Source organism: Duganella sp. Leaf126, assembly GCF_001423125.1.
Classification (GTDB): domain Bacteria; phylum Pseudomonadota; class Gammaproteobacteria; order Burkholderiales; family Burkholderiaceae_D; genus Rugamonas.
The window spans coordinates 116,163-139,632 of record NZ_LMNW01000034.1 but is presented as its reverse complement, the minus strand read 5'-3'; the positions used below and the strand labels follow the sequence as shown (position 1 = coordinate 139,632).

The 23,470-nt window shown below is 65.4% G+C and carries 18 protein-coding genes and 1 tRNA gene; 6 read left to right on the top strand and 13 right to left on the bottom strand.

Annotation, left to right across the window (positions count from 1 at the left end; genetic code table 11):
* Window positions 1-176: 176 nt before the first annotated feature.
* The 5 genes from clpP to ASF61_RS19770 form a co-directional block, all read right to left on the bottom strand.
* Window positions 177-815 carry an ATP-dependent Clp endopeptidase proteolytic subunit ClpP gene (gene clpP / locus ASF61_RS19790; protein WP_056159984.1) on the bottom strand — a complete coding sequence of 213 codons (639 nt, stop codon included), beginning with the start codon at window positions 813-815 and terminating at the stop codon, window positions 177-179.
* Window positions 816-989: 174 nt separating this feature from the next.
* Window positions 990-2,330 carry a trigger factor gene (tig, locus tag ASF61_RS19785; protein WP_056160281.1) on the bottom strand — a complete coding sequence of 447 codons (1,341 nt, stop codon included), beginning with the start codon at window positions 2,328-2,330 and terminating at the stop codon, window positions 990-992.
* A gap of 31 nt (window positions 2,331-2,361) precedes the next feature.
* A tRNA-Leu gene (locus ASF61_RS19780) sits at window positions 2,362-2,448 on the bottom strand.
* A gap of 175 nt (window positions 2,449-2,623) precedes the next feature.
* Complete coding sequence (locus ASF61_RS19775) at window positions 2,624-5,740, bottom strand: efflux RND transporter permease subunit (protein WP_056159982.1); 3,117 nt, start codon at window positions 5,738-5,740, stop codon at window positions 2,624-2,626.
* The gene (locus tag ASF61_RS19770) at window positions 5,737-6,852 is read right to left on the bottom strand and encodes an efflux RND transporter periplasmic adaptor subunit (RefSeq protein WP_056159979.1); all 1,116 of its coding nucleotides are present in this window, start codon (window positions 6,850-6,852) and stop codon (window positions 5,737-5,739) included. The genes ASF61_RS19775 and ASF61_RS19770 overlap by 4 nt, the downstream gene beginning before the upstream one ends.
* 246 nt (window positions 6,853-7,098) lie before the next feature.
* Here ASF61_RS19770 and hpnC point away from each other — a divergent pair, with 246 nt between their 5' ends.
* The 5 genes from hpnC (at window position 7,099) to ASF61_RS19745 (ending at window position 11,896) form a co-directional block, all read left to right on the top strand.
* A complete protein-coding gene (gene hpnC, locus ASF61_RS19765; protein WP_056159976.1) occupies window positions 7,099-7,950 on the top strand; it encodes a squalene synthase HpnC in 852 nt (283 codons plus the stop codon).
* Window positions 7,951-7,984: 34 nt separating this feature from the next.
* Window positions 7,985-8,818: a presqualene diphosphate synthase HpnD gene (gene hpnD / locus ASF61_RS19760; RefSeq protein WP_056159973.1), complete on the top strand. Its 834-nt coding sequence runs from the start codon at window positions 7,985-7,987 to the stop codon at window positions 8,816-8,818.
* Window positions 8,805-10,268: a hydroxysqualene dehydroxylase HpnE gene (gene hpnE, locus ASF61_RS19755; protein WP_082491837.1), complete on the top strand. Its 1,464-nt coding sequence runs from the start codon at window positions 8,805-8,807 to the stop codon at window positions 10,266-10,268. The genes hpnD and hpnE overlap by 14 nt, the downstream gene beginning before the upstream one ends.
* A 157-nt stretch (window positions 10,269-10,425) precedes the next feature.
* Complete coding sequence (locus ASF61_RS19750; protein WP_229205940.1) at window positions 10,426-11,079, top strand: DUF1700 domain-containing protein; 654 nt, start codon at window positions 10,426-10,428, stop codon at window positions 11,077-11,079.
* A gap of 10 nt (window positions 11,080-11,089) precedes the next feature.
* On the top strand, window positions 11,090-11,896 hold the full coding sequence (locus ASF61_RS19745) for a GIN domain-containing protein (protein WP_056159967.1): 807 nt from the start codon (window positions 11,090-11,092) through the stop codon (window positions 11,894-11,896).
* A gap of 240 nt (window positions 11,897-12,136) precedes the next feature.
* Here the strand turns inward: ASF61_RS19745 and ASF61_RS19740 are convergent, their stop codons facing one another.
* The 7 genes from ASF61_RS19740 to kbl all read right to left on the bottom strand — a co-directional run bounded on the left by ASF61_RS19740 (window position 12,137) and on the right by kbl (window position 20,261).
* Entirely contained in the window at window positions 12,137-13,402 is a 1,266-nt protein-coding gene (locus tag ASF61_RS19740; RefSeq protein WP_056159963.1) for a TIGR03862 family flavoprotein, read from the bottom strand.
* An 8-nt stretch (window positions 13,403-13,410) separates the two neighbouring features.
* Window positions 13,411-13,665 (bottom strand): molybdopterin converting factor subunit 1, encoded by a 255-nt coding sequence (gene moaD, locus ASF61_RS19735; RefSeq protein ID WP_056159960.1) that lies wholly within the window; start codon window positions 13,663-13,665, stop codon window positions 13,411-13,413.
* Window positions 13,665-14,882, bottom strand: a complete 1,218-nt coding sequence (gene glp, locus ASF61_RS19730; RefSeq protein WP_056160275.1) for a gephyrin-like molybdotransferase Glp — start codon at window positions 14,880-14,882, stop codon at window positions 13,665-13,667. Before glp ends, moaD begins: the two co-directional genes overlap by 1 nt.
* 8 nt (window positions 14,883-14,890) lie before the next feature.
* On the bottom strand, window positions 14,891-16,378 hold the full coding sequence (gene thrC, locus ASF61_RS19725; protein WP_056159958.1) for a threonine synthase: 1,488 nt from the start codon (window positions 16,376-16,378) through the stop codon (window positions 14,891-14,893).
* Between the two features lie 171 nt (window positions 16,379-16,549).
* Entirely contained in the window at window positions 16,550-17,935 is a 1,386-nt protein-coding gene (locus ASF61_RS19720; protein ID WP_056159955.1) for an L-serine ammonia-lyase, read from the bottom strand.
* A 72-nt stretch (window positions 17,936-18,007) separates the two neighbouring features.
* On the bottom strand, window positions 18,008-19,021 hold the full coding sequence (locus tag ASF61_RS19715) for an NAD-dependent epimerase/dehydratase family protein (RefSeq protein ID WP_056160272.1): 1,014 nt from the start codon (window positions 19,019-19,021) through the stop codon (window positions 18,008-18,010).
* Window positions 19,022-19,043: 22 nt separating this feature from the next.
* A complete protein-coding gene (kbl, locus tag ASF61_RS19710; RefSeq protein WP_056159952.1) occupies window positions 19,044-20,261 on the bottom strand; it encodes a glycine C-acetyltransferase in 1,218 nt (405 codons plus the stop codon).
* A 221-nt stretch (window positions 20,262-20,482) separates the two neighbouring features.
* Here kbl and ASF61_RS19705 point away from each other — a divergent pair, with 221 nt between their 5' ends.
* The gene (locus ASF61_RS19705) at window positions 20,483-21,058 is read left to right on the top strand and encodes a helix-turn-helix domain-containing protein (protein ID WP_056159949.1); all 576 of its coding nucleotides are present in this window, start codon (window positions 20,483-20,485) and stop codon (window positions 21,056-21,058) included.
* A gap of 139 nt (window positions 21,059-21,197) precedes the next feature.
* On the opposite strand, the gene ASF61_RS19700 is transcribed toward ASF61_RS19705, so the two are convergent.
* On the bottom strand, window positions 21,198-23,393 hold the full coding sequence (locus ASF61_RS19700; RefSeq protein ID WP_156369653.1) for a prolyl oligopeptidase family protein: 2,196 nt from the start codon (window positions 23,391-23,393) through the stop codon (window positions 21,198-21,200).
* Window positions 23,394-23,470: the final 77 nt, after the last annotated feature.

Here is a 23,470-nt window from a genome sequence, read left to right as displayed (position 1 = left end):
TTACAGGGGCTGAAGCTGACTTCACAGAAAGCAAGCATGGGCGCGGATCTGTCCGCACAGATACATGCTACCCGAAATAAAAACGAAACGCCCGAACGATTGATCGCCCGGGCGTTTCATGGCAATTCGTCAGCGCGTTGGCGTCGGTGATGATCGCCAGGCGTCAAGCCCGCAGATCAGGCACGATGGGTCAGTACCTGGTCGATAATGCCGTACTCTACCGCCTCTTCGGCCGACATGAAACGGTCGCGATCGGTGTCTTTTGCCACCTGTTCGATGGTTTGGCCGGTACGCTCGGCCATGATGGCGTTCAGGCGATGGCGCAGGTACAGGATTTCCTTGGCCTGGATCTCGATGTCGGACGCCATGCCTTGCGAACCGCCCGATGGCTGGTGAATCATGACGCGCGAGTTCGGCAGCGAGAACCGCTTGCCCTTGGCGCCGGCCGCGAGCAGGAAGGCGCCCATCGACGCGGCGATGCCGGTGCACAGGGTCGAGACTTCAGGCTTGATGAACTGCATGGTGTCAAAGATCGCCAGGCCGGCCGAAACGGAGCCGCCGGGGGAATTGATGTACAGCGAGATGTCCTTGTCCGGATTTTCGCTTTCCAGGAACAGCAGCTGGGCCACGATCAGGTTGGCCATCTGGTCGTTGACGGGGCCAACGAGGAAGATCACGCGCTCCTTGAGCAGGCGCGAGTAGATGTCGTACGAGCGTTCGCCACGACCGCTTTGTTCGACCACCATCGGCACCAGGCCGAGGGCTTGGGCATCCAGTGCAGGATTGCGGCCGAAGTTATCTTTATAACCAGTCATTCTTTTTCCTTGTGAAGCAGCTAGGGCCCAGAGGGAGGAACGGCGACCTTCGCGCGTCACCCCCGCACGGGCGGGGGCCCAGTTTTGCTGATACGCCGCGAAACTGGATTCCCGCCTGCGCGGGAATGACGGTGCTTGGGCCGCCGGGTATAACGCTATTCTAGCGTAGCTGGATTACGCTTGCGCGTTGCTTCCCATCAGTTCGTCGAAGGCGATCGCCTTGGACGAGGTTTTCGACAGGCCCAGCACGTAGTTGACGACGTTTTCTTCCAATACAAGGGCTTCGACTTCGGCCAGGCGGCGGCGATCGCTGTAGTAGTACTTCAGCACTTCGCGTGGGTCTTCGTAGCTTTGCGCGAAGTCTTCGATCTGCGCCTTGACCTGTTCAGGCTGGGCTTGCAGGTTGTTTTCGCCGACCAGCTGCGACAGGATCAGGCCCAGGCGCACGCGGCGTTCGGCCTTGTCTGCGAACAGTTCTGGCGGGAATGGCACGTCCTTGACGTTCATGCCGCGCTGCGCCATGTCCTGGCGGGTGATCTCGGCCAGACGCTCGGTGTCCTGGGCGATCAGCGATTGCGGCACGTCCAGGGTGGCGGTTTTCACCAGCGCATCCATGACGGCTTCCTTGTTGCGTGCCTTGACACGGCCTGCCACTTCGCGCTCCAGGTTGACCTTGATGTCTTCGCGCATCTTGGCGATGTCGCCGTCCGCTACGCCCAGCGACTTGGCAAATTCTGCATCGACTTCCGGCAGGTGCGCCCACTCCAGTTTTTTCAGGGTGATGGTGAACGAAGCGGTCTTGCCGGCCACGTCCTTGCCATGGTAGTCCTCGGGGAAGGCCAGCGGGAAGGTCTTCGACTCGCCCACTTTCAGGCCGATGGTCGCTGCTTCGAATTCCGGCAGCATGCGGCCTTCGCCGAGCACGAACGGGTAATCGTCTGCTTTGCCGCCCGGGAACTCGACACCGTCGATCGAACCGACGAAATCGACGGTGGCGCGGTCGCCGTTGGCAGCGACTGGCTCGCCGCCGTCGCCGTGTTCGCCGGCTTCGCCCTTGGTGTGGAAGTGCACGCGCTGCTTGCGCAGGATGTCGATGGTCTTGTCGATTTCGGCGTCGGTGACTTCCGCCTTGACGGTTTCGATTTCCACGGTGGTCAGGTCGCCGACCTGTACTTCCGGATAGACTTCAAAGGTGGCATCGAAGGTCAGCACGCCTGCTGGCGAGTCTTCCTTCGGCTGGATGTTCGGGTAGCCGGCAACGCGCAGTTGCGCTTCGTTTGCGGCGTCGTTGAAAGCACGACCAACTTTATCGTTCAGCACGTCGGTTTCGATCTGATAACCGTACTGTGCTGCGACCATTTTCAGCGGCACTTTGCCCGGACGGAAGCCCGGTGCTTTAGCCGTTTTGGCTTGCACTTTCAGGCGCTTCTCCACTTCGGCGCGGACTTCGGTCAGCGGGAAGGAGATCGTGATACGACGTTCGAGTTTGCCCAAGGTTTCGACTGCAGTTGCCATGTAAAAATCGTCCAAAAAAATATCATACAGTTGGTGCGAGGAGGGGGACTCGAACCCCCACACCATTGCTGGCGTCAGGACCTAAACCTGGTGCGTCTACCAATTTCGCCATCCTCGCGGCATGTTTGCACAAAAGCAAAGGGCGACCCGTAAGTGAAAACGGTCGCCCTTACCCCGGTAGACTCGGGGGCTTTCAACTTCAACGCGGTATTCTAACGGGTTTTTTTAAGAAATGTGGTGTTTTTTAAATCAGGCCCCGATCGAACCTATTTACTCACCGCATTTCCCCTGTTTTACCGCGTTTCGACGCCGGTTTCCTGCCGGGCCACCGGCTTTTTTACCCGGAACCAGGCCGCATACAGGGCCGGCAGGAACAGCAGCGTCAACGCGGTCGCCAGGATCAGGCCGCCCATGATGGCGACTGCCATCGGCCCCCAAAACACCGAGCGCGACAGCGGGATCATGGCCAGCGCGGCCGCCGCAGCCGTCAGGATAATGGGCCGGCAGCGCCGCACGGCCGATTCAACGATGGCGGTCCAGGCATCATGCCCGGCAGCGATGTCCTGCTCGATCTGGTCCACCAGGATCACCGAGTTGCGGATGATCATGCCGAACAGCGCAATGATGCCGAGGTTGGCGACAAAGCCCAGCGGCCGGCCCAGCAGCAGCAAGGCCATTGCCGCGCCGGCCACGCCCAGCGGACCGGTCAGGAACACCAGCAGCGCCCGCGAGAAGCTGTGCAGCTGCAGCATCAGCAGCGTGAAGATGATGAAGATCGCCAGCGGCAGGTTGGCCGCAATCGAGGCTTCGGCCGTGCCGCTGTCGGCCGCGGCGCCCTTGACGGTGATGGCGTAGCCGGGCGGCAGCGCCGCCCGCAGCGACTTCAGCTGCGGGTCGATCTGGCCTGAGACGGTCGCCCCCTGGATATGGTCGCCCACGTCGGCCTGCACCGTGATCGCCCACTCGCGCCCTTCGCGCCACACCACGCCCGGCTCCCACACGAAGTGCGCGCGCGCCAGCTGGCTGATCGGCACGTATTTGCCGCTGGCCGTCGGAATGTTTGTGTCGTTGAGCACCGAGATCGTGTTGCGCTCTTCGACCGGCTGGCGGATCTGGATGTCGATCAGCTTGATATCTTCGCGGAACTGGCCCACCGTCGTGCCGGACAGGATGGTGTTGGCAGCGCGCATCACCGTCTGCGAGGTCACGCCCAGCGCCCGCATCTTGTCCTGGTCCAGGTCCAGGCGCAGCACCTTGACCGACTCGTTCCAGTTGTCGTTGACGCCGATCGCGTTGGGATTGGCGCGCATGATGTCCTTGACCTGGTCGGCAATCGCGCGCACCTTGGCCACCTCGGTGCCGGTCACGCGGAACTGCACCGGGTAAGGCACGGGCGGTCCGTTCGGCAGCAGCTTGACGCGGCCGCGCACTTCCGGAAAATCGTCGTGGAACACCTTGGTGATGCGCTCGCGCAAGGCGGCCCGGGCAGCCAGGTCCTGCGGCAGAACGACGATTTGCGAGACATTACTTTGCGGGAAAATCTGGTCGAGCGGCAGGTAAAAGCGCGGGCTGCCCGTGCCGACATAGCTGGTCACGCTGACCACGCCCGGCAGCTTGCGCACGAACGCTTCGAATTTCCTGACCTGGGCTTCGTTGGCGGCAAAGCTTGTGCCTTCCGGCGTCCACAGCTCGACCATCAGCTCGGGCCGGCTGGAATCGGGGAAGAACTGCTTCTCGATGAAATTAAAGCCGTACACGCCCAGCGCGAACACCAGCAGCGTGGCCGCGATCGTGGTCTTGCGGTATTCCACGCACCAGTTGACCAGCGCCCGGAAACGGCGAAACGCCGGCGTGTCGAACAGGTCGTGGTCGCTGTGACCGCCTGCCGCGTGCGGCTTCACCTTGAGCAGCAAGAAGCCCAGGTAAGGCGTAAACGTCACCGCCACCACCCACGAGATCACCAGTGCCAGCGCATTGACCGAGAACAGCGAGAACGTGTACTCGCCCGCTGCCGACTTGGCCAGGCCGATCGGCAGGAAGCCGGCCACCGTGATCAGGGTGCCGGTCAACATCGGGATCGCGGTGGACGTGTAGGCAAACGTGGCCGCATCGAAGCGCGACATGCCCTCCTCCATCTTGCGCACCATCATTTCCACCGCGATGATGGCGTCATCGACCAGCAGGCCGAGCGCGATGATCAGGGCGCCGAGCGAGATCTTGTGCAGGTCGATGTCGAGCATGCGCATGAACAGGAACGTGACTGCCAGCACCAGCGGAATCGACAGCGCCACCACCAGCCCCGGGCGCACGTCGAGCCGGAACGGCTTGGTATGCAGGCCGAGCGCGACAAAGCTGACGGCCAGTACGATCAGCACCGCTTCGATCAGCGTGTGCACGAACTCGCCCACCGACGCCTTGACCGCCTGCGGCTGGTCCGAGACGCGTTCGAGCTCGATGCCGACCGGCAGCCTGGCCTTGATCTCGGCCACGGTTTTTTCCATGTTGCGGCCGAGCGTGATGATGTTGCCGCCCTTTTCCATCGACACGCCGAGCCCGATCACTTCCTTGCCGTTGAAACGCATCTTGTCGCTCGGCGGGTCCTGGTAGGCGCGCTTGACAGTGGCGAAATCGCCGAGCCGGAACGTGGTGCCGTTGGCGCGCAGTTCCAGCTGCTCGAGGTCGCGCGGGGTTTTCAGGGCACCCGACACCCGCACCTGCAGGTTGTCGGTGGGCGTGACCAGCACGCCCGTCGATTCCACCGCGTTCTGGGCGGCGATCTGGTTGGCGATGGCCTCGATCGGAATGCCGAGCTGGGCGAATTTCTTGTGCGAGAACTCGATGATCAGCTTTTCATCCTGGACCCCGAACAGCTCGACCTTGGCCACCGACGGCACGCGCAGCAGGCGCTGGCGCACGAAGTCGGCATATTCCTTCACTTCCGCGTAATTGAAACCGTCGCCGGACAGGGCAAAGATCGAGCCATAGGTATCGCCGAACTCGTCGTTGAAGAAGGGCCCGATCACGCCCGACGGCAGGGTGCCGGCGATGTCGCCGATTTTCTTGCGCACCTGGTACCACGATTGCGGCACATCTTTGGGCGCCGTCGATTCGCGCAATTTCAGGATGATCAGCGTCTCGCCGGGCTTGGAATAACTGCTGATTTCATCGATGCCCGGGGTTTCCTGCAGCTTTTTCTCGAGCTTGTCGGTCACCTGTTCCGCCATTTGCAGGGCGGTGGCGCCCGGCCACATGGCGCGCACCACCATGGCGCGGAACGTGAACGGCGGATCCTCATCCTGGCCCAGGCTGCCGTAGGCGAGCGCGCCGCCGATCAGCAGCACGGCGATCAGGTAACGGGTGAGCGGGATGTGTTCGAGCGCCCAGCGCGACAGGTTGAAACCACCCTTCATTTGGCGGCTCCGGCGGGGGCAACCGCAGCGCCGGCCGGGCTGGCTACCGGCACATCGTTACCGAGGATGGTCACCTTCTGGCCGGGCTTGAGTAGGTTGACGCCGGCGGTGACCACGCGCTGACCGGGCTTGACGCCGCCCGACAGCACCAGGTCGTTGCCGTCGGCGCCAGCCACCGTTACCGGCACCAGCCGGACCGCGCCGTTTTCCACCACCCATACCGCGGTGGCCGATTTTTCGTGGAACAGCGCCGTCAGCGGCACCTTGATCTGCGGCGTGGCCATGCGCGAGGCGAACTGCACCACGGCCGTCATGCCGAGCCTGGCCTCGAGGGCGTCGGGCACCGTCACCTTGGCCGTGTAGGTACGGGTGGCCGCATCGGCCACCGGCGCAATTTCGCGGATCTTGCCTGCCACCGTGCGGGCCGGATCGGCCCACAGCCGCACCCGCACATCGCTGACCTTGCGCAAGGCGTCGACCTTATCTTCCGGCAGACCGATCACCACTTCCTTGTCGCCGTCCTTGGCCACCTGCACCACCGGCGTGCCGGGCGCCACCACCTGCCCTGCTTCCGCTTCGACCTGGGTGACCACGCCATCGACGTCCGACACCAGCGTGGCATAGGCGGCCTGGTTGGACTGGCCGCTGTAGAGCGCCTGCTGGGCCTCGACCGATGCCTGGGCCGACTTCAGCGCCGACTCCTTCTCGTCGAGCACGGCCTGGCTGACGAAATTTTTGCTGCGCAGCTCGCGGTAGCGCTGGACATCGGCGCGCGCCAGGTCGCGGCTGGTCTCGGCCGAGCGCAGCGCGGCCAGGGCCTGCGCCTGCGACAACTTCAGGTCCTGCGGATCGAGCGCCATCAGCACCTGGCCGCGCTTGACCGGTGTGCCGACCTCGACCTTGCGGCTGACGATCTTGCCGCCCACACGGAAACCGAGCTGCGAGGTGATCCGCGCCCGCACTTCGCCTGCGAACTCGGCGTTGACATCGACGTCGCTGCCGGCCAGCACCATTACCCGCACCGGGCGGATATCCTCGGTTTTTTCCACCGGTTTCGAGCAGGCGCCGAGCAGCGCACAGACAACGGCCACCGCGATCGGCGATAACAGCATGGGACGGGCCGGCGCCTGAGGACCGGCGGCAGAGCATCGCGAAGAAAACTGGGAACAACTGAAGAAGCGCACGGTACTTTCCTTTTTCTTGCTCCCTATGACGGGAGGTAATACCATTACGGGCTGGAAACAAATAACTTTCCTATAACTAACTAAATTGATTATAAACCCAGCAACCTGGTTTGCAAATGACTTTCGGGTCATTAAATAAAAGTCGGCAATTTTTTGCTGGGAATGCAGAGCACAATGTCGGTAGAACACTACGAAAATTTCCCTGTCGCATCCATCTTGTTGCCAAAAAAGTTGCGCCCTGCAGTTGAGGCCATCTACGCCTTTGCCCGCAGCGCCGACGACCTGGCCGACGAGGGCGACGCCACGCCCGCGCAGCGCCTGGCCGACCTGGCCGGCTACGAAGCCGCGCTCGACCGCATCGCCGCCGGCGCCACCGATCACAGCCCGTTGTTCGAACGGCTGGCGGTGGTGGTGCGCGCGTACCAGCTGCCGCTCGAGCCGATGTACGCGCTGCTGTCGGCCTTCAAGCAGGATGTCACCGTGCACCGCTATGCCAGCTACGGCGCCCTGCTCGATTACTGCGCGCGGTCGGCCAACCCGGTCGGGCACCTGATGCTGCACCTGTACGGCGCCGCCACCGAAGACAATCTACGCGACTCGGACGCCATCTGCAGCGCCCTACAGCTGATCAACTTCCTGCAGGACGTGGCGATCGACCTGCACAAGGAGCGCATCTATCTACCGCTGGAAGACCTGAACCGCTATGCCATCCTGCCCGGTGCGCTCGATGCGCCCGACTCGCGCGCCCGCTGGCGCGCCATGATGAAGTTCCAGGTGGCGCGCGCGCGCGCCCTGATGCTGAGCGGCGCACCGCTGGCGCTGCGCATGAAGGGCCGCATCGGTTTCGAACTGCGCATGGTGGTGCAAGGCGGGCTGAAGATCCTGGACGAGATCGAGCGCGTGCAATACGACGTGTTCCGCCACCGTCCCCAGCTGACCAGGCGCGACTGGCTGCACGTGTTGTGGGCGGCGCTGCACATGCGGCAGCGGATGAAATCGGCCCCGTTACAGGGCGCGACGCTATAAAATAGCGGCTTCGATCAGCCAACCCCGCTTTTTCATGTCACCCGACGACTACTGCCAGCAAAAGACCGCGCAAAGCGGCTCCAGTTTTTACTACAGCTTCCTGTTTCTCACGCCGGAGCGTCGTCGCGCCATTACCGCCCTGTATGCCTTTTGCCGCGAGGTGGATGACACCGTCGATGATTGCACCGACGAGTCGGTGGCCCGCGTCAAGCTGGCGTGGTGGCGCAAAGAAATTGCCGGCATGTACGAAGGGCGCCAGAGCCATCCGGTGACGCAGGCGCTGCAGCCGCACCTGGCCGTGTACGACCTCAAGCAGGAGCACTTGCAGGCCATCATCGACGGCATGGAAATGGACCTGAACCAGACCCGTTACCTCGATTACGCGGCGCTGACCCGCTACTGCTGGCACGTGGCCAGCGTGGTCGGCATCCTGTCGGCCAGCATCTTCGGCGTGACCACGCCGCAGACGCTGCAGTTCGCGGAAAAGCTCGGTCACGCCTTCCAGCTCACCAACATCATCCGCGACGTCGGCGAGGATGCGCGCAAGGGCCGCATCTACCTGCCGGTCAACGAACTGCAGCAATTCGGCGTCACGGCGGCCGACCTGCTCAACGCCCGCCACTCCGACAAGTTTGAACAACTGATGGCGTTCCAGGTCGCCCGCGCCCAGCAGGCCTACGACGACGCCTTCGCCCTGCTGCCGAAGCAGGACCGCCGCGCCCAGCGCCCGGGCCTGATGATGGCGGCCATCTACCGCACCCTGCTCGACGAGGTGCAGGCCGACGGCTACCACGTGCTGACCCAGCGCATATCGCTCACCCCGATCCGCAAGCTGTGGCTGGCGTGGAAAACCTATGTCCGCGGCTGAGGGCAGCCACGGCGGCACTGCCAGCCCGGTCGCCTTCGACCAGCGCCTCGCGCCGCCGCCCCGGGGCACGGGCCACAACGACCCGCGCCGCGCGGTCGCCGTCATCGGCGGCGGCTGGGCCGGCTGCACGGCTGCCGTGGAACTGGCGCGCGCCGGCTTCAAGGTGACCTTGTTCGAAGCGGCGCGCGTGCTGGGCGGACGGGCGCGCCGGGTCGACACCGACCGCAAGCGGCTCGACAACGGCCAGCACATCCTGCTCGGCGCCTACAGCGAAACCTTGCGCATGATGAAGCTCGTTGGCGTCGATCCGGCCACGACGCTGTTGCGCCTGCCGCTGCAGATGCGCTATCCGCGCATCCCTGGCGAGTACGGCAATCCGGGCGGCATAGACTTCGTTGCCCCGCGTCTGCCGGCGCCGCTGCACGTGGCGATCGCCCTGTGGCGCAGCAAGGGCCTGGACCGCGCCGACAAGCTCAGCCTGTTGAGATTTTCCAGCGCCGCACGCTGGATGGGCTGGCAGCTGCACCACGACTGCACGGTGGCCGAGCTGCTGCAGCGCCATGACCAGACCGCGCGGCTCACGCAACTGCTGTGGCGCCCGCTGTGCCTGGCTGCGCTCAATACCCCGCCCGAACGCGCATCGGCCCAGGTGTTCCTGGCCGTGCTGCGCGACAGCCTCGGTGCGCGCCGCGCCGCGTCCGACATGCTGCTGCCGCGCGTGGACCTGTCCGCGCTGCTGCCGGACGCCGCCGCGAAGTTCATCGAAACGCACGGCGGCGCGGTGCGCATCGGCGCCAAGGTGCAGGCGCTGCGTCCGGTCGAAGGGCGGCTGTGGCAGGCCGACATCAGCGGCGCAGCGGTCGGCGGCGTCTGGAGCACCTATTTCCACGCGGTAGTGGTCGCTACCGGCCCGCACCAGGCGGCAACGCTGCTGCACGCGATACCGGACTGCGACACGGCGCAGTCCTGCGCCCGGCTGACGGCGCTGGAATCCGAAACCATCACCACCGTCTACCTGCAGTTTTCCGCCGACATCGGGCTCGACCTGCCGTTCTATGCCCTGCTCGACGATGCCGAGAACCACGAATGGGGCCAGTTCGTCTTCGACCGCGGCCAGCTGGACCGGGCCCAGGCCGGCCTGCTGGCCGTGGTGATCAGCGCCTCGGCCAGCGCCGCCGCCGAGCAGCAGGCGCTGCTGGCCGAGGCGGTGGCGGTGCAGCTGGCCGTGGCCTTCCAGCGTCCGGAACTGGGCCGGCCGCAGTGGTTCAAGGTGATCACGGAAAAACGCGCCACCCACGCCAGTACGCCGGGACTGGTGCGCCCGGCCAACGCGACCGGCGTGCCGGGCCTGGTGCTGGCCGGCGACTATACGGCAGGCGACTACCCGGCCACCATCGAATCGGCCGTGCGCAGCGGTATGGCGGCGGCGCGCCTGGTCAACGGCGCGTGAGCCGGCCCGCAGGCAGTCTCGCCGTCACGGGCGCCGACGGCCTGGCGCACCGGCGTGTCGCCTGTACCGCCATTTGCGCAGCCTGTCACATGGCGATGGCGCGGCTCTGCGTGCTTGCGTACAGTGGCAATATCCGCAGCAACATATATTGAATGTCATGAAACCCGCTCCCGTTCACCAGCCGACAGCAACCCCGCCGCAACGCCACATCATCCGCACCGTGGGTTCGCTGGTGGGACTGTCGATCTTCAACCTGTTCATGGTCATTCCGGGACTGGTGTACGCGGCGCTGCTGCTGAGCATGTACCTGGTGTCGTTCAGTTCCTACATCGGCGGCGTGGCGGTGACGGCCAGCGGCCTGTCCGGGCAAAACGAACTGTCGCTGCAGGGACCGATCCGCCAGCTGATGGCGCTCACCGATTCGCACTTCGACACCCAGGAAGAGGAAGACCAGGCCATGGGCTGGAAGGTCGCGATCACCGCACACGGCTTGCAGGTGTTTCGCGACGGCGAACCGGGCACGGCCCGCACTGCCATCGCCGTCAACGAGGCCAGCGACAGCGCAGCCGACAACGCCGGCGCGGACCGCAATGCCCGCCTGTGGGACCGGGCCGAAGCCGTGGCCAACGCGGACATGACCATCACCACCGATATCGACAGCGGCGCCCGCACCACCCAGGCCCTGATCGGCATGGGGATGGTGCTGGGCGGCATAGGGCTGTGCCTGATCTGCATCGTGCTGACCCGTTACACGGCGATCGGCATGCGCCGCTACGCGGCCATGAACCTGTCGCTGCTGCGCGGACAGTGAGGGGCCGGCCATGCGTTCCCTGCTCAAGATCGGTTTCAGCCTGCTGCTGCTCTCGTTCGTGCTGATCGGCATCACCTACAGCATGCTGAAATCGTACGGCGCCGCCAACCCGTCCAGCAATGCCGGACGGTCGCTGGCCAGCGAAACGCGCCGCGTGGACGCCACGACCTCGGTGGTCGATGTCTCCGGGCCGATCGACCTGGTCCTCACCCAGGGGCCGACAGCGTCGCTCAAGGTGCGCGGCGAGCAGCGGTCGCTGGGCAATATCGCCACCGATCAACACGGCCGCGACCTGCAGATCCGCACCACGGGCATGCTGCTCAACCCGCGCCACCGCCTGCAGGTGGAACTGGTGCTACCGCAGCTGCAGGCGCTGGTGGTGCGCAGCAGCGGCAGCGTCAAGGTCAGCGGATTCACCGGCGAACTGATGGAAATGCAATTGCAGGGTTCCGGCGACGTCGCCTTTAACGGCCGCTACAGCAAGCTGGGCGCGGCACTGCACGGCAGCGGCAACCTGGCGCTCAATGCCGGCAGCAGCCAGCACGTGGAGCTGGAACTGCTGGGTTCGGGACGTATCACGGCCGCCGGCAGCTGCCAGGTCATGGACATGCATCTGCTCGGTTCGGGCACGGTCGATGCGCGCCACCTGGCGGCCGACCGGGTGCAGGTCATGCTCAAGGGATCGGGTACGGGCCACGTCTTCGCGCGCCAAGCTGCCGAAGTCGCGTTGCAGGGCAGCGGCAACCTGACCGTGTACGGCAAACCGGTGCAGCGCGACGTCAGCCACAAGGGATCGGGATCGGTGGACTGGCAGTGAGCGGGCGTTGCCGGTGGTGCCCGCGCCGGCAGCGGCGCAGCGGGCCCGCCTCTGCAGCCCCGGCCGCGGCCGCGTCCGAATGAACGTCCGCCATCAGCCACGAATGGCGCCCACCCGCGCGTCCATAGGCACACCGGTCATCGGCGGATACCCGCTATCGGGTTCGGGTGCGCGCCTGCCGTCACGGCAACGTGGACGTCTGCGATCGCGTCGGGAATACGACCGCCATCGCGCCGGGAACTATGCCCGGTCGCGCCGCCTGCTCTGCCAGTCCAGAGCCGCCTGTCCGGCAGCCACGCCGCTGGCGAAGCAGGCGGTCAGCAGGTAGCCGCCGGTCGGCGCTTCCCAGTCGACCATTTCACCGGCCACAAACACGCCGGGCGCCGCCCTGAGCATCAGGCCATCGAGCGCATCCCACTTTACTCCGCCGGCACTGCTGATCGCCTCGTCGAGCGGACGCGGACGGCGCAGGCGCAGCGGCAGGTGCTTGATGGCCTGCGCCAGCCGCACGGGATCGGCGTAGGCATCCTTGTCCAGGCATTCGCGCAGCAGCCCCGCCTTGACACCCTTGATTCCGAGCCGGCTTTGCAGGTGGCTGGCCAGCGACCGGGCGCCGCGCGGGTGCGCCACTTGGTCGGCCACCCGCTCGGCAGTCAGGTCCGGCAGCAGGTCGAGATGGATGGTGGCTTGACCGTCAGCGGCGATCTGCTCGCGCAGCGCCGCCGACAGCGCATAAATCAGGCTGCCCTCGACGCCGCCAGCCGTCACCACGAACTGGCCCTGCTTGCGGAACGCACGGCCGTCCGCACCGACCGACGTGACGGCCACGGTGGTCAGCGGCTCGCCCGCATGGCGGTCGCTGAAATGCGCGCTCCAGTCGACGTCGAAACCGCAATTGGCCGGCGCCAGCGGCGCCACGCCCACGCCGCGCGCCTGCAGCAGCGGTATCCAGGCGCCGTCCGATCCGAGCCGCGCCCAGCTGCCGCCGCCCAGGGCCAGCACCACCGCGTCGGCCTGCACCGCCACGGCGCCCTCCGGCGACTCGAAAGTCAGCACGTCGCCGGCGTCGCGCCAGCCGGTCCAGCGGTGGCGCATGTGAAAGTGCACGCCCTGCTCGCGCAGCCGGTGCAGCCAGGCGCGCAGCAGCGGCGCGGCTTTCATATCGCTGGGGAAGACGCGGTTGGAGCTGCCGACGAACGTCGCCACGCCCAGTCCGTGGATCCAGGCCCGCACGGCGTCGGGACCGAAGGCATCGAGCATCGGCCGCAGCGCCAGCGCCCGCGCGCCGCGGCCCGTCGCATAACGGGTGACGAAATCGGCATACGGTTCGGCATGGGTGATGTTCATGCCGCCGCGCCCGGCCAGCAGGAATTTGCGGCCGACCGACGCCATCGCGTCGAAGACCTCCACCTGCGCCCCGCCCCGCGCCAGGGTTTCGGCCGCCATCAGGCCGGCCGGGCCGCCGCCGATGACGGCGACACGAAAAGATGGCACACTAGGCTGCATGGTGTTGGTCAGCCGCCGGTCACCGGCGGGAAGAACGCCACTTCCATGCCATCGACCACCGGGGTGGCGGCGTCGCACATCACCTGCTGGCAGGCCATGCGCAGGGACGGGCTGGCCAGCGCCGCGTGCCATGCTTCGCCGCGCGCGGACAGGTGCTCGCGCAATTGCCCGACCGTTGCCACGCCTGCCGGCAGGTCCAGCGTGACGGTCCCGGTACCGACGGCTTCACGCACGCTGGCAAAAAATTTTACGGTCACTGCCATCAGTACATCAACTCGCTGAAAGGAATGAAGCGCACCATGTCGCCCTCGGTAATGGTGCGGTTCGGGGGATTGTCGATCACGCCGTCGCCCCACACGGTGGAAGTGAGCACGCCCGAACTCTGGTTGCGGAACGGTTCGAGGCCGCCGCCGGCATTGATGCGCGCGCGCAGGAATTCGTTGCGGCGGTCGGCCTTGGGCAGATTGAAATCGGCACGCATGGTGAACGCGCGCGGCGCCACCGCTCCCTGCACGCCCTGCAGGCGCAAGATGAAGGGCCGCACGAACATCAGGAAGGTGATGAAGCTCGATACCGGGTTGCCGGGCAAGCCGACGAAAGCCGCCTGCCCGACCTCGCCGAACGCCAGCGGCTTGCCCGGCTTGATGGCGATCTGCCACATGGTGAGCCGGCCTTCCGCTTCCACGGCCGGCTTGATATGGTCTTCCTCGCCGACGGAGACGCCGCCGGACGTGATGATCAGGTCATGGCCGCCCGCGCACTCGCGCAGCACGGCGCGGGTAGCGTCCAGCGTATCGGGCACGATGCCGAAATCGCTGATCTCGCAGCCGAGATTTTCCAGCAGCGCGCGCAGGGTAAACCGGTTGGAATTGTAGATGGCGCCCGGCGCCAGCGGCTCGCCCGGCATGGTCAGCTCGTCGCCGGTGAAGAACACGGCCACGCGCAGCTTGCGCCGCACCGGCAGCGTTGCCAGGCCCACCGAGGCGGCCAGGCCCAGCTCCTGGCTGCGCAGGCGCACACCGGCCGGCAGAATGGTGCTGCCGGCGGTAATGTCCTCGCCGGCGAGGCGTATCCACTCGCCGGCCTTCGGTGCATGGCGGATGGTGACCGTATCGCCGCCGCCCGCTTCGCATTGCTCCTGCATCACGACCGCGTCAGCGCCGGGCGGGATCAGCGCGCCGGTGAAGATGCGCGCCGCGCTGCCCGGTTCCAGCGGCTGGCCCACGTGACCGGCCGGAATGCGCTGCGACACCTTGAGCACCGCGTGGCCGCTGATGCACTCGTGCGCGCGCACGGCATAACCGTCCATCTGCGTATTGTCCTGGCCCGGCACATTCATGCCGGAGACCTGGGCCTGTGCCAGCACGCGGCCATTGGCGGCCAGCGTGGGCACGGTCTCGACGTCGGTCACCGGACGCGCGGCGGCCAGCATCTGCGCCAGCGCTTCGGCCATGGTCAGCATCGGCTTGGGGGTATGCATGGCGCCGCTCACAGGCCGGTGTTGGCGGCGATGTAGGCTTTCATCGCCTCCACGTCGGCCTGCATGACCACGAACTTCTGCGGCAGGTCTTCGATGTGCTCGAAGCCCGGCGGGCGCTCGGCATCTTCGCCCAGCGCCTCGAGGATGGTTTCGTTGAACTTGGCCGCCAGCGCCGTTTCCAGCACGATCATCGGCACGCCCGGCTGCAGGTGCTCGCGCGCGACCTTGACGCCGTCGGCGGTATGGGTATCGATCACGATGCCGTAGTCGTCGGCCACGTCGCGGATCGTGTCCAGCCGGTCGGCATGGGTCGATTTGCCGGACGCGAAACCGTATTTCGCCACCAGCTTGAACTCGTCGCCGTCGCTGCCCGGCTTGCCGGACAGGTCGAAGCCGCCGTGGGTTTCCACCTTGCGGAACAGCGCCCGCGTGCGGTCGCCGTCGCGCCCCACCAGTTCATAGACGAAGCGCTCGAAGTTGGACGCCTTGGAGATGTCCATCGACGGGCTGCTGGTGTGGTAGGTCTCGGACGACTTGCGCACGCGGTACACGCCGGTACGGAAGAATTCGTCGAGCACGTCGTTTTCGTTGGTGGCGGCCACCAGCTTGTCGATCGGCAGACCCATCATGCGGGCAATGTGACCGGCGCAGATATTGCCGAAGTTCCCCGACGGGACCGTGAACGACACTTTCTGGTCGTTGGCGGTGGTCGCTTCGAGGTAGCCGCGGAAGTAGTACACGACCTGCGCCACCACGCGCGCCCAGTTGATCGAGTTGACGGTGCCGATCTTGTGGCGCGTTTTGAAAGCGAGGTCGTTCGAGACGGCCTTGACCATGTCCTGGGCGTCGTCGAACACACCCTCGATGGCGATGTTGAAAATATTCGGATCCTGCAGGCTGAACATCTGAGCGGTCTGGAATGCGCTCATCTTCCGGTGCGGCGACAGCATGAACACGCGGATGCCGCGCTTGCCGCGCATCGCGTATTCGGCTGCGCTGCCGGTGTCGCCGGACGTCGCGCCAAAAATATTGAGTTCCGCGTTCTGCCTGGCCAGCGCATACTCGAACAGGTTGCCCAGCAATTGCATGGCCATATCCTTGAACGCCAGCGTGGGGCCGTTCGACAGCGCCTGCAGCATCAGTTTGCTGCCATCGGCGCCCTCTTCCAGCACCCGCAGCGGCGTGATGCGCGCTGCATCGTCGTCGGCGCGGGCGTTACGGTACACGTCCTGCGTATAGGTCCTGGCGGTGAGCGCGCGCAGGTCGGCTTCCGGTATGTCGGTGGCGAACTTGCGCAGGATTTCGAACGCCAAGTCGGCGTACGAGAGCTGGCGCCACGCATCGAGTTCGGCGCCGGTCACCTGCGGGTATTCTGCCGGCAGGAACAGGCCGCCGTCGGTGGCCAGGCCGCCGAGCAGGATGTCCGAGAATCGGGGGGAATCGGGCGAGGCGGCAGCCGCCGCAGCGGTGGCGGCGCGGGTGGAGACGTAGTGCATAGGTGAGATAAGTCCGGTTGTACTGGCGACGAAAAAACGGAACACTGCAAAATGAGCGAACATTATAGTGCGCCACGGCGATTACGGTGCAGATCGCGTTGTTTTATCGCTCACGTGACGCCGCCTTGCCAGTCACCGGCGCCCCCCAGCGCCGCGCCGCCGTGCCACGCCTCAGCAGGCCGCGTGGTTGACCGTGATGACGTGGATCGCCAGGCCGCCCAGGGACGTTTCCTTGTACTTGACCTGCATGTCGGCGCCGGTCTGGCGCATGGTTTCGATCACCTCGTCGAGGCTGACGAAATGGGTGCCGTCGCCCTTCAGCGCCAGCGACGCTGCCGTAATCGCCTTGACTGCGCCCATGCCATTGCGCTCGATGCAGGGAATCTGCACCAGGCCGCCGATCGGATCGCAGGTCATGCCCAGGTGATGCTCGATGCCGATTTCGGCCGCATTCTCGATTTGCAGGTTGGTCCCGCCCAGCGCTGCCACCAGGCCTGCTGCAGCCATCGCGCAGGCCACGCCCACTTCGCCCTGGCAGCCTACCTCGGCGCCGGAGATCGAGGCGTTGCGCTTGCACAGCATGCCGACGGCAGCTGCCGTGAGCAGGAAGTCGCGGATGCCGGTAACCGGATCGCTCGGTTTGCAGTCTTCAGCGTAGTACCGCAGCACGGCCGGGATGATGCCGGCAGCGCCATTGGTGGGCGCCGTCACCACGCGGCCGCCGGCGGCGTTTTCCTCGTTGACCGCCATCGCATACAGGCTGACCTGGTGCAGCGCATCGTGTGGCAAGTGGTTGGCGGGGACGACATTCGATTGCGCCTGCTGCCACAGGTGGGCCGCGCGGCGCTTGACCTGCAGCCCGCCAGGCAGCAGGCCGCCCGTATCGAGGCCGTGCCGGATGCAGTCGCGCATCACGTGCCAGATGCGGTCGATGCCGGCGTCGAGTTCATCGTTGCCGAGGCGCGCGCACTCGTTGGCGCGCAACATCTGCGGGATGGTCAGGCCGCTGGCCTGGCCGTGCGCCAGCAGCTGGTCCATGGTATCGAACGGATAGGGCAAGGTCGGGCGGCCGGCGTCGGGCGCGGGCTGCTGGGCCTCGCCCTCCTCGCGGATAAAGCCGCCGCCGACCGAGTAATACACCTTGCTGGTGGTGGCGCCGCTGCTGCGGGTAAGCGTGAACCGCATGCCGTTCGGGTGCTCGGCCAGCGATTCCGCCATGTGGAAGATCAGGTGGACGCCGCGCTTGAACGGCACCCGATGCTGTCCGAGCAGCGCCAGCTGCCCGGCCGCTTCGGCGGCCGCGAGCCGGCCATCGACCTCGGTGGGCGCCACGTCCTGCGGGGTCTCGCCCATCAGGCCCAGGATCACCGCCTTGTCGGTGGCGTGGCCCACGCCGGTCAGCGCCAGCGAACCGTACAGCTCGGCGGTAACGCCGGTTGCGTCGTCGAGCGGTCCGCAGTCGAGCAGAAAGCGGCGCGCCGCCACCATCGGCCCCACGGTGTGGGAACTCGACGGTCCTATGCCGATCTTGAACAGATCGAATACGCTCATGTCCATCAGTGTCTCTCGTTATGTTTTTGGTGATAGTCGCTACCGGTGCGACCCGGCGGCCTGCCTGGTCGAATGTGCTTAAGCGGCCTTGCCTTGCACGGCCTGCCCCGGCTGCACGTCCACGTTGGCCAGCATGTCGGCGACCATGGCGTCGATGCCGATGCGCGCCTGCCAGCCCCAGTCGGCCGTGGCAACGGCGTCATCCAGGCTTTGCGGCCAGGAGTCGGCAATCGCCTGGCGGCTGTCCGGCTGGTAGGCGATGGTAAATGCCGGCACCGCGCGGGTAATGGCGGCCGCCAGCTGCTCGGGATTGAACGATACGCCCGCCACATTGTACGACGAGCGCACCTTGACCTGCTCGGCCGGTGCGTCCATCAGTTCGATGGTGGCGCGGATGGCGTCGGGCATGTAGATCATCGGCAGCGTGGTATGCGGGCCGAGGAAGCATTCATAACGCTCGCCGCGCAGCGCCGCGTGGAAGATCGCGATGGCGTAATCGGTGGTGCCGCCGCCCGGCGGCGACTTGTAGCTGATGATGCCGGGGTAGCGGATGCTGCGCACGTCCACGCCGTACTTGATGAAGTAATACTCGCACAGGCGCTCGCCGGCCAGCTTGCTGATGCCGTAGATGGTGGTCGGATCCATCACCGTGGTTTGCGGCGTGTCCACCGCCGGCGTGCTCGGTCCGAAGGCGGCGATCGACGACGGCCAGAACACTTTCAACGGCTTGCCGATGGCGCCGCGCTCGCGCGCGACCTCGAGGATGTTGAGCAGGCCATCCATGTTCAGGGTCCAGGCCTTGAGCGGAGCCGCTTCGCCGGTGGCCGACAGCATGGCCGCCAGCTGGTATACCTGGGTGATGCCTTCGCCGGTCACCAATGCCGCCAGCGCTTCCTTGTCGAGCACATTGAGGGTCAGGTAGCGCGCGGCGTTATACAGGTTGGTGGGGCTGATGTCGGCCGCGAAGACGTTGTCGGCGCCGTGGGTGGCGGCCAGCGCCTCCACCAGTTCGCTGCCGATCTGGCCGTTGGCGCCGATGACGAGGATGCGTTCGACGGGACGACGTTCGGCGCTGGGAGTATGGGTGTTCATGGGGTTCCTGACGATCTGCATATTATTGTTTGGCGGCGTGATTCAACAAGCCCAGTTCATTGCCGGCCTGTTCGAAGGCCTTGAGTACGGTGTCGAGCTGTTCGCGCGTGTGGGCGGCCGACAGCTGCACGCGCACGCGGGCCTGGCCCAGCGGCACCACCGGGTAGAAGAAGCCCGACAGCAGCACCCCGAGTTCGTACATGCGGGCCGCGAATTTCTGCGCCACCGGCGCGTCGAACAGCATCACCGGCACCACCGGGTGGGTGCCTGGCTTGATGGTAAAGCCAATGCGCTCGATCTCCTTGCGGAAGTAGGCGGTATTGAGATGCAGGCGGTCGCGCAGCTCGGTCGATTGCGACAGCCGCTCGAGCACCGCCAGCGACGCGCCGGCAATCGATGGCGCCAGCGTGTTGGAGAACAGGTAGGGACGCGATTTCTGGCGCAGCATGTCGATCACTTCCTTGCGCGCCGAGGTGAAGCCGCCCATGGCGCCGCCCAGGGCCTTGCCCAGCGTGCCGGTGATGATGTCGATGCGGCCCATCACGTTGTGGTGTTCGTGGGTACCGCGGCCGGTGGCGCCCATGAAGCCGGAGGCGTGGCACTCGTCGATCATCACCAGCGCGCCGTACCGGTCGGCCAGGTCGCAGATCTTGTCCAACTGGGCGATGGTGCCGTCCATCGAGAACACGCCATCGGTGACGATGACCTTGTGGCGCTTGCCGGCTGCCGCTTGCAGCTGCTTTTCAAGGTCGGCCATGTCGTTGTGGGCGTAACGGAAGCGCGCGGCCTTGCACAGGCGGATGCCGTCGATGATCGACGCGTGATTGAGCGCGTCCGAGATGATGGCGTCGTTGTCGTCGAACAACGGCTCGAACACGCCGCCGTTAGCGTCGAACGCGGCCGCGTACAGGATCGTGTCTTCCGTGCCGAGGAAAGCCGAAATCGCCTGCTCCAGCTGCTTGTGCACGGTCTGGGTGCCGCAGATGAAGCGTACCGACGACAGGCCGTAACCGTATTTTTCGGTGGCGTCGATCGACGCCTGTGCCACCCACTCCTCGCCGGACAGGCCCAGGTAGTTGTTGGCGCACATATTGATCAGGGTGCGGCCGTCCTGGCCGACCACTTCGGCGCCCTGGCGCGACGCCAGCACCCGTTCCGGCTTGAACAGGCCGTCGCTGCGCAGCTGGTCGAGGGAATGCTGCAGGCCGGTGAAGAAGGTTTGTTTGGCGTCGATGCTCATTGGTGGTCCCTTGTCTGGATGGTGGTGCCGGTAGCCGCGGTGGAATATGGTACGATCTCGACACGTTTTCACTGCCGGGGCAGAAATCCGCTATGTCGAACTAAAATTCAATATAGTGAATATTATAGAGAAGTAGTGAACCGCGCAAGCCGTCATCACGCGAAGCGGCTGCTGCAGGCCTGACGTCACCCCTGCCAATTTATTCACCGTCCGATAAAACAATGACTATACCCGTGTCGACCAACGCCCCGCCCGAAGTGGGCGCCGCCCTGCAACGCCTGCGCCTGGCGCGCGGCCTGACGCTCGAAGACCTGTCGCGCATTGCCGGCGTGTCGAAGTCGATGCTGTCGCAGATCGAGCGTGAAAAGGCCAATCCGACCATCGCCATCACCTGGCGCCTGGCCAATGCACTGGGCGTGCCGATCGGCGACCTGCTGGCGACGGCCGAAAAGGAGATCGCCACCATCCGCGTGCTCGACGCCCACGAAACCCCGACCCTGCCCGGCCACCACGCGGGCTACGTACTGCGCATCCTCGGCCCCATGGAACTGGCCGGCAAATACGAATGGTATGAACTGACGCTCGCGCCGGGCGGCGAACTGGCCTCGCAGGGCCACGACCCGGGCGCGCAGGAACATCTGACACTGCTGCACGGCTCGGTGGAAGTGGCGGTCGGCACCGACAGGAAGAAAGTCAAACTCGGCGCCACCGCCCGCTACCCGGCCGACCTCCAGCACGTGATCCGCAACGTCGGCAAGACCGAAGCCAAGGCACTGATGGTGGTCATCCACCGCTAGCCCAAGGACCGAAGCTCGGGGGAGTTCGACAAACCGTTGCGCGCGGCCTGCCATCGTCTTGCGTAGCGCAAGCGTGCGACGGCACGCTGCGCAACGCAGAAGCGACAGCGGGCCGCGCAGCGGTTTACGAGGGGCCCCTTTATTTGCTGAGGTTGCTGGTGTTGCTGATGTTGCTGGTATTGCCGGTATTGCTGGAGCCCATGTGCAGGGCGCGGGTGAGGAAGGCCCAGCGGTCGGCGACTTCTTCGATCTGCTTGGCCGTCGGCTTGCCGGCGCCGTGGCCTGCCTTGCTGTCGATGCGGATCAGGACCGGGGCGGCGCCGGGGTGTCCTGCCTGTGCCGCCTGGACGGTGGCTGCAAACTTGAAGCTGTGGGCGGGCACCACGCGGTCGTCGTGGTCGGCCGTGGTGATCATGGTGGCCGGGTAGCAGGCGCCCTTTTTCACGTTGTGCAGCGGCGAGTACTTGAGCAGCGCCTTGAATTCGTCGGCGTTGTCGGACGAGCCATAATCGGACGTCCACGCCCAGCCGATCGTAAACTTATGGAAGCGCAGCATGTCCAGCACACCCACCTGCGGGATGGCTGCTGCAAACAGGTCGGGACGCTGTGTCATGGCGGCGCCCACCAGCAGGCCGCCGTTGCTGCCGCCGCCGATCGCCAGTTTCGCCGGCGACGTCACCTTGTGCGCCACCAGCCATTCGGCTGCGCCGATGAAGTCGTCAAAGACATTCTGCTTTTTCAGCTTGGTGCCTGCTTCGTGCCACGCTTCGCCGTACTCGCCGCCGCCGCGCAGATTGGCCATCACGTAGACGCCGCCCATCTCGAGCCAGGCCAGGTTGGCCACCGAGAAGGTGGGCGTGAGCGAGATATTGAACCCGCCGTAGCCATACAGATAGGTCGGATTGCTGCCATCGTACTTGATGCCTTTCTTGGCGACGATGAACATCGGTACCCGGGTGCCGTCGCGGCTGGTGAAGAATTCCTGGCGCGTCTCATACGCGGACGGGTCGAAGTCCACCTTGGGCTGGCGGTACACGCTGCTCTTGTTGGTCTTGAGATCGTAGCGGTAGATGGTCGCCGGCGTGGTGAAGCTGGTGTACGAATAGAAGGTCTCGGTGTCGGCACGCTTGCCCGAGAAGCCGGACGCGGTGCCCAGGCCCGGCAGCGCCACGTCGTGCAGCGGCTTGCCTTGCAGGTCGAACACCTTGACCAGGCTGTGGGCGTCGCTCAGGTAATCGACCAGCAATTCGTTGTTGACCAGCGAGGCCGACACCAGCGTGCTGCCGCTCTCGGGCACCACCTGGCGCCAGCTCGCGACCGCCGGCTGCCTGACATCGATGGCGACGATGCGTCCGCGCGGCGCATTGCGCTCGGTATGGAAGTAGAACACGGGACCATCGTTGCCGACGAAGTTGTAGGCAGCGTCGAACTGCTCCAGCAGGCTCACCACCTTGCCGTCCTGCTGTTGCAGGTCCTTGTAGAAGACCCGGTTCTTGTTCTCGGTACCCTGCGAGGACGTGATCACCAGGTAGCGGCCATCCTCGGTCACCTCGGCCGAGAAGCCCCAGTCCTTGTTGTCGGGACGGTCGTACACCAGCGCGTCCGCGCTTTGCGGCGTGCCGAGCTTGTGGAAGTACAGCTTCTGGAAGTAGTTGACGGCAGCGAGCTTGCCCGCTTCGGTCGGCTCGTCGTAGCGGCTGTAGAAAAAGCCGGAACCGTCGTGCAGCCACGCGGTGTTCGAAAACTTGACCCACTTGATCTGGTCGGGAATATCCTTGCCGGTGTCGATGTCGCGCACGCGGATCTCGTTCCAGTCCGACCCCGAGGCGGCCGTGCTGTAGGCCAGGTATTTGCCGGTCGGGCTGATCGCCAGTCCGGCCAGCGCCACGGTGCCGTCGGCAGCCAGGGTGTTCGGATCGAGCAGCAGGCGCGGCGTATCGGCCAGCGACTTCATCGTGTAGAGCACCGCCTGGTTTTGCAGGCCGTCGTTGCGGCTGTAGAAATAACGTCCGCCCTCCTTGAACGGCACACTGAACCGCTCGTAGTTCCACAGTTTGGTGAGCCGCGCCTTGATGGCGTCGCGGCCCGGGATCTGCGCCAGGTAACCTTGGGTGAGCCGGTTCTGCTGCTGGACCCAGGCTGCCGTTTCGGCGCTGTTGGCGTCTTCGAGCCAGCGGTACGGGTCGGCGACGGTGGCGCCGTGGTAGTTGTCCTGCTGGTCCACCGTGCGGGTCACGGGGTAATCGATGGCCGGCCAGTTGCCGTTGCAGGTTTGCGCCATGGCGGCAGCTTGCGTCAAGATCAGGGAAGCGAGGAGAGTCAGTCGTCGTGGCATTGCGATCCTTGGTGAAAACGGACGGAGGTGTCCGGCCACCAGATCATAGCCTGAACGATGACGAATATGACACGCCA

Coding starts and splice junctions, on each gene's coding strand:
- ASF61_RS19745 (WP_056159967.1), top strand. CDS start 11,090: ATGCGTTCCCTGCTCAAGATCGGTTTCAGCCTGCTGCTGCTCTCGTTC.
- ASF61_RS19770 (WP_056159979.1), bottom strand. CDS start 6,852: ATGCTGTTATCGCCGATCGCGGTGGCCGTTGTCTGTGCGCTGCTCGGC.
- ASF61_RS19775 (WP_056159982.1), bottom strand. CDS start 5,740: ATGAAGGGTGGTTTCAACCTGTCGCGCTGGGCGCTCGAACACATCCCG.
- ASF61_RS19750 (WP_229205940.1), top strand. CDS start 10,426: ATGAAACCCGCTCCCGTTCACCAGCCGACAGCAACCCCGCCGCAACGC.
- tig (WP_056160281.1), bottom strand. CDS start 2,330: ATGGCAACTGCAGTCGAAACCTTGGGCAAACTCGAACGTCGTATCACG.
- moaD (WP_056159960.1), bottom strand. CDS start 13,665: ATGGCAGTGACCGTAAAATTTTTTGCCAGCGTGCGTGAAGCCGTCGGT.
- hpnC (WP_056159976.1), top strand. CDS start 7,099: ATGTCGGTAGAACACTACGAAAATTTCCCTGTCGCATCCATCTTGTTG.
- ASF61_RS19705 (WP_056159949.1), top strand. CDS start 20,483: ATGACTATACCCGTGTCGACCAACGCCCCGCCCGAAGTGGGCGCCGCC.
- hpnE (WP_082491837.1), top strand. CDS start 8,805: ATGTCCGCGGCTGAGGGCAGCCACGGCGGCACTGCCAGCCCGGTCGCC.
- ASF61_RS19740 (WP_056159963.1), bottom strand. CDS start 13,402: ATGCAGCCTAGTGTGCCATCTTTTCGTGTCGCCGTCATCGGCGGCGGC.
- clpP (WP_056159984.1), bottom strand. CDS start 815: ATGACTGGTTATAAAGATAACTTCGGCCGCAATCCTGCACTGGATGCC.
- hpnD (WP_056159973.1), top strand. CDS start 7,985: ATGTCACCCGACGACTACTGCCAGCAAAAGACCGCGCAAAGCGGCTCC.
- thrC (WP_056159958.1), bottom strand. CDS start 16,378: ATGCACTACGTCTCCACCCGCGCCGCCACCGCTGCGGCGGCTGCCGCC.
- ASF61_RS19715 (WP_056160272.1), bottom strand. CDS start 19,021: ATGAACACCCATACTCCCAGCGCCGAACGTCGTCCCGTCGAACGCATC.
- ASF61_RS19700 (WP_156369653.1), bottom strand. CDS start 23,393: ATGCCACGACGACTGACTCTCCTCGCTTCCCTGATCTTGACGCAAGCT.
- kbl (WP_056159952.1), bottom strand. CDS start 20,261: ATGAGCATCGACGCCAAACAAACCTTCTTCACCGGCCTGCAGCATTCC.
- ASF61_RS19720 (WP_056159955.1), bottom strand. CDS start 17,935: ATGGACATGAGCGTATTCGATCTGTTCAAGATCGGCATAGGACCGTCG.
- glp (WP_056160275.1), bottom strand. CDS start 14,882: ATGCATACCCCCAAGCCGATGCTGACCATGGCCGAAGCGCTGGCGCAG.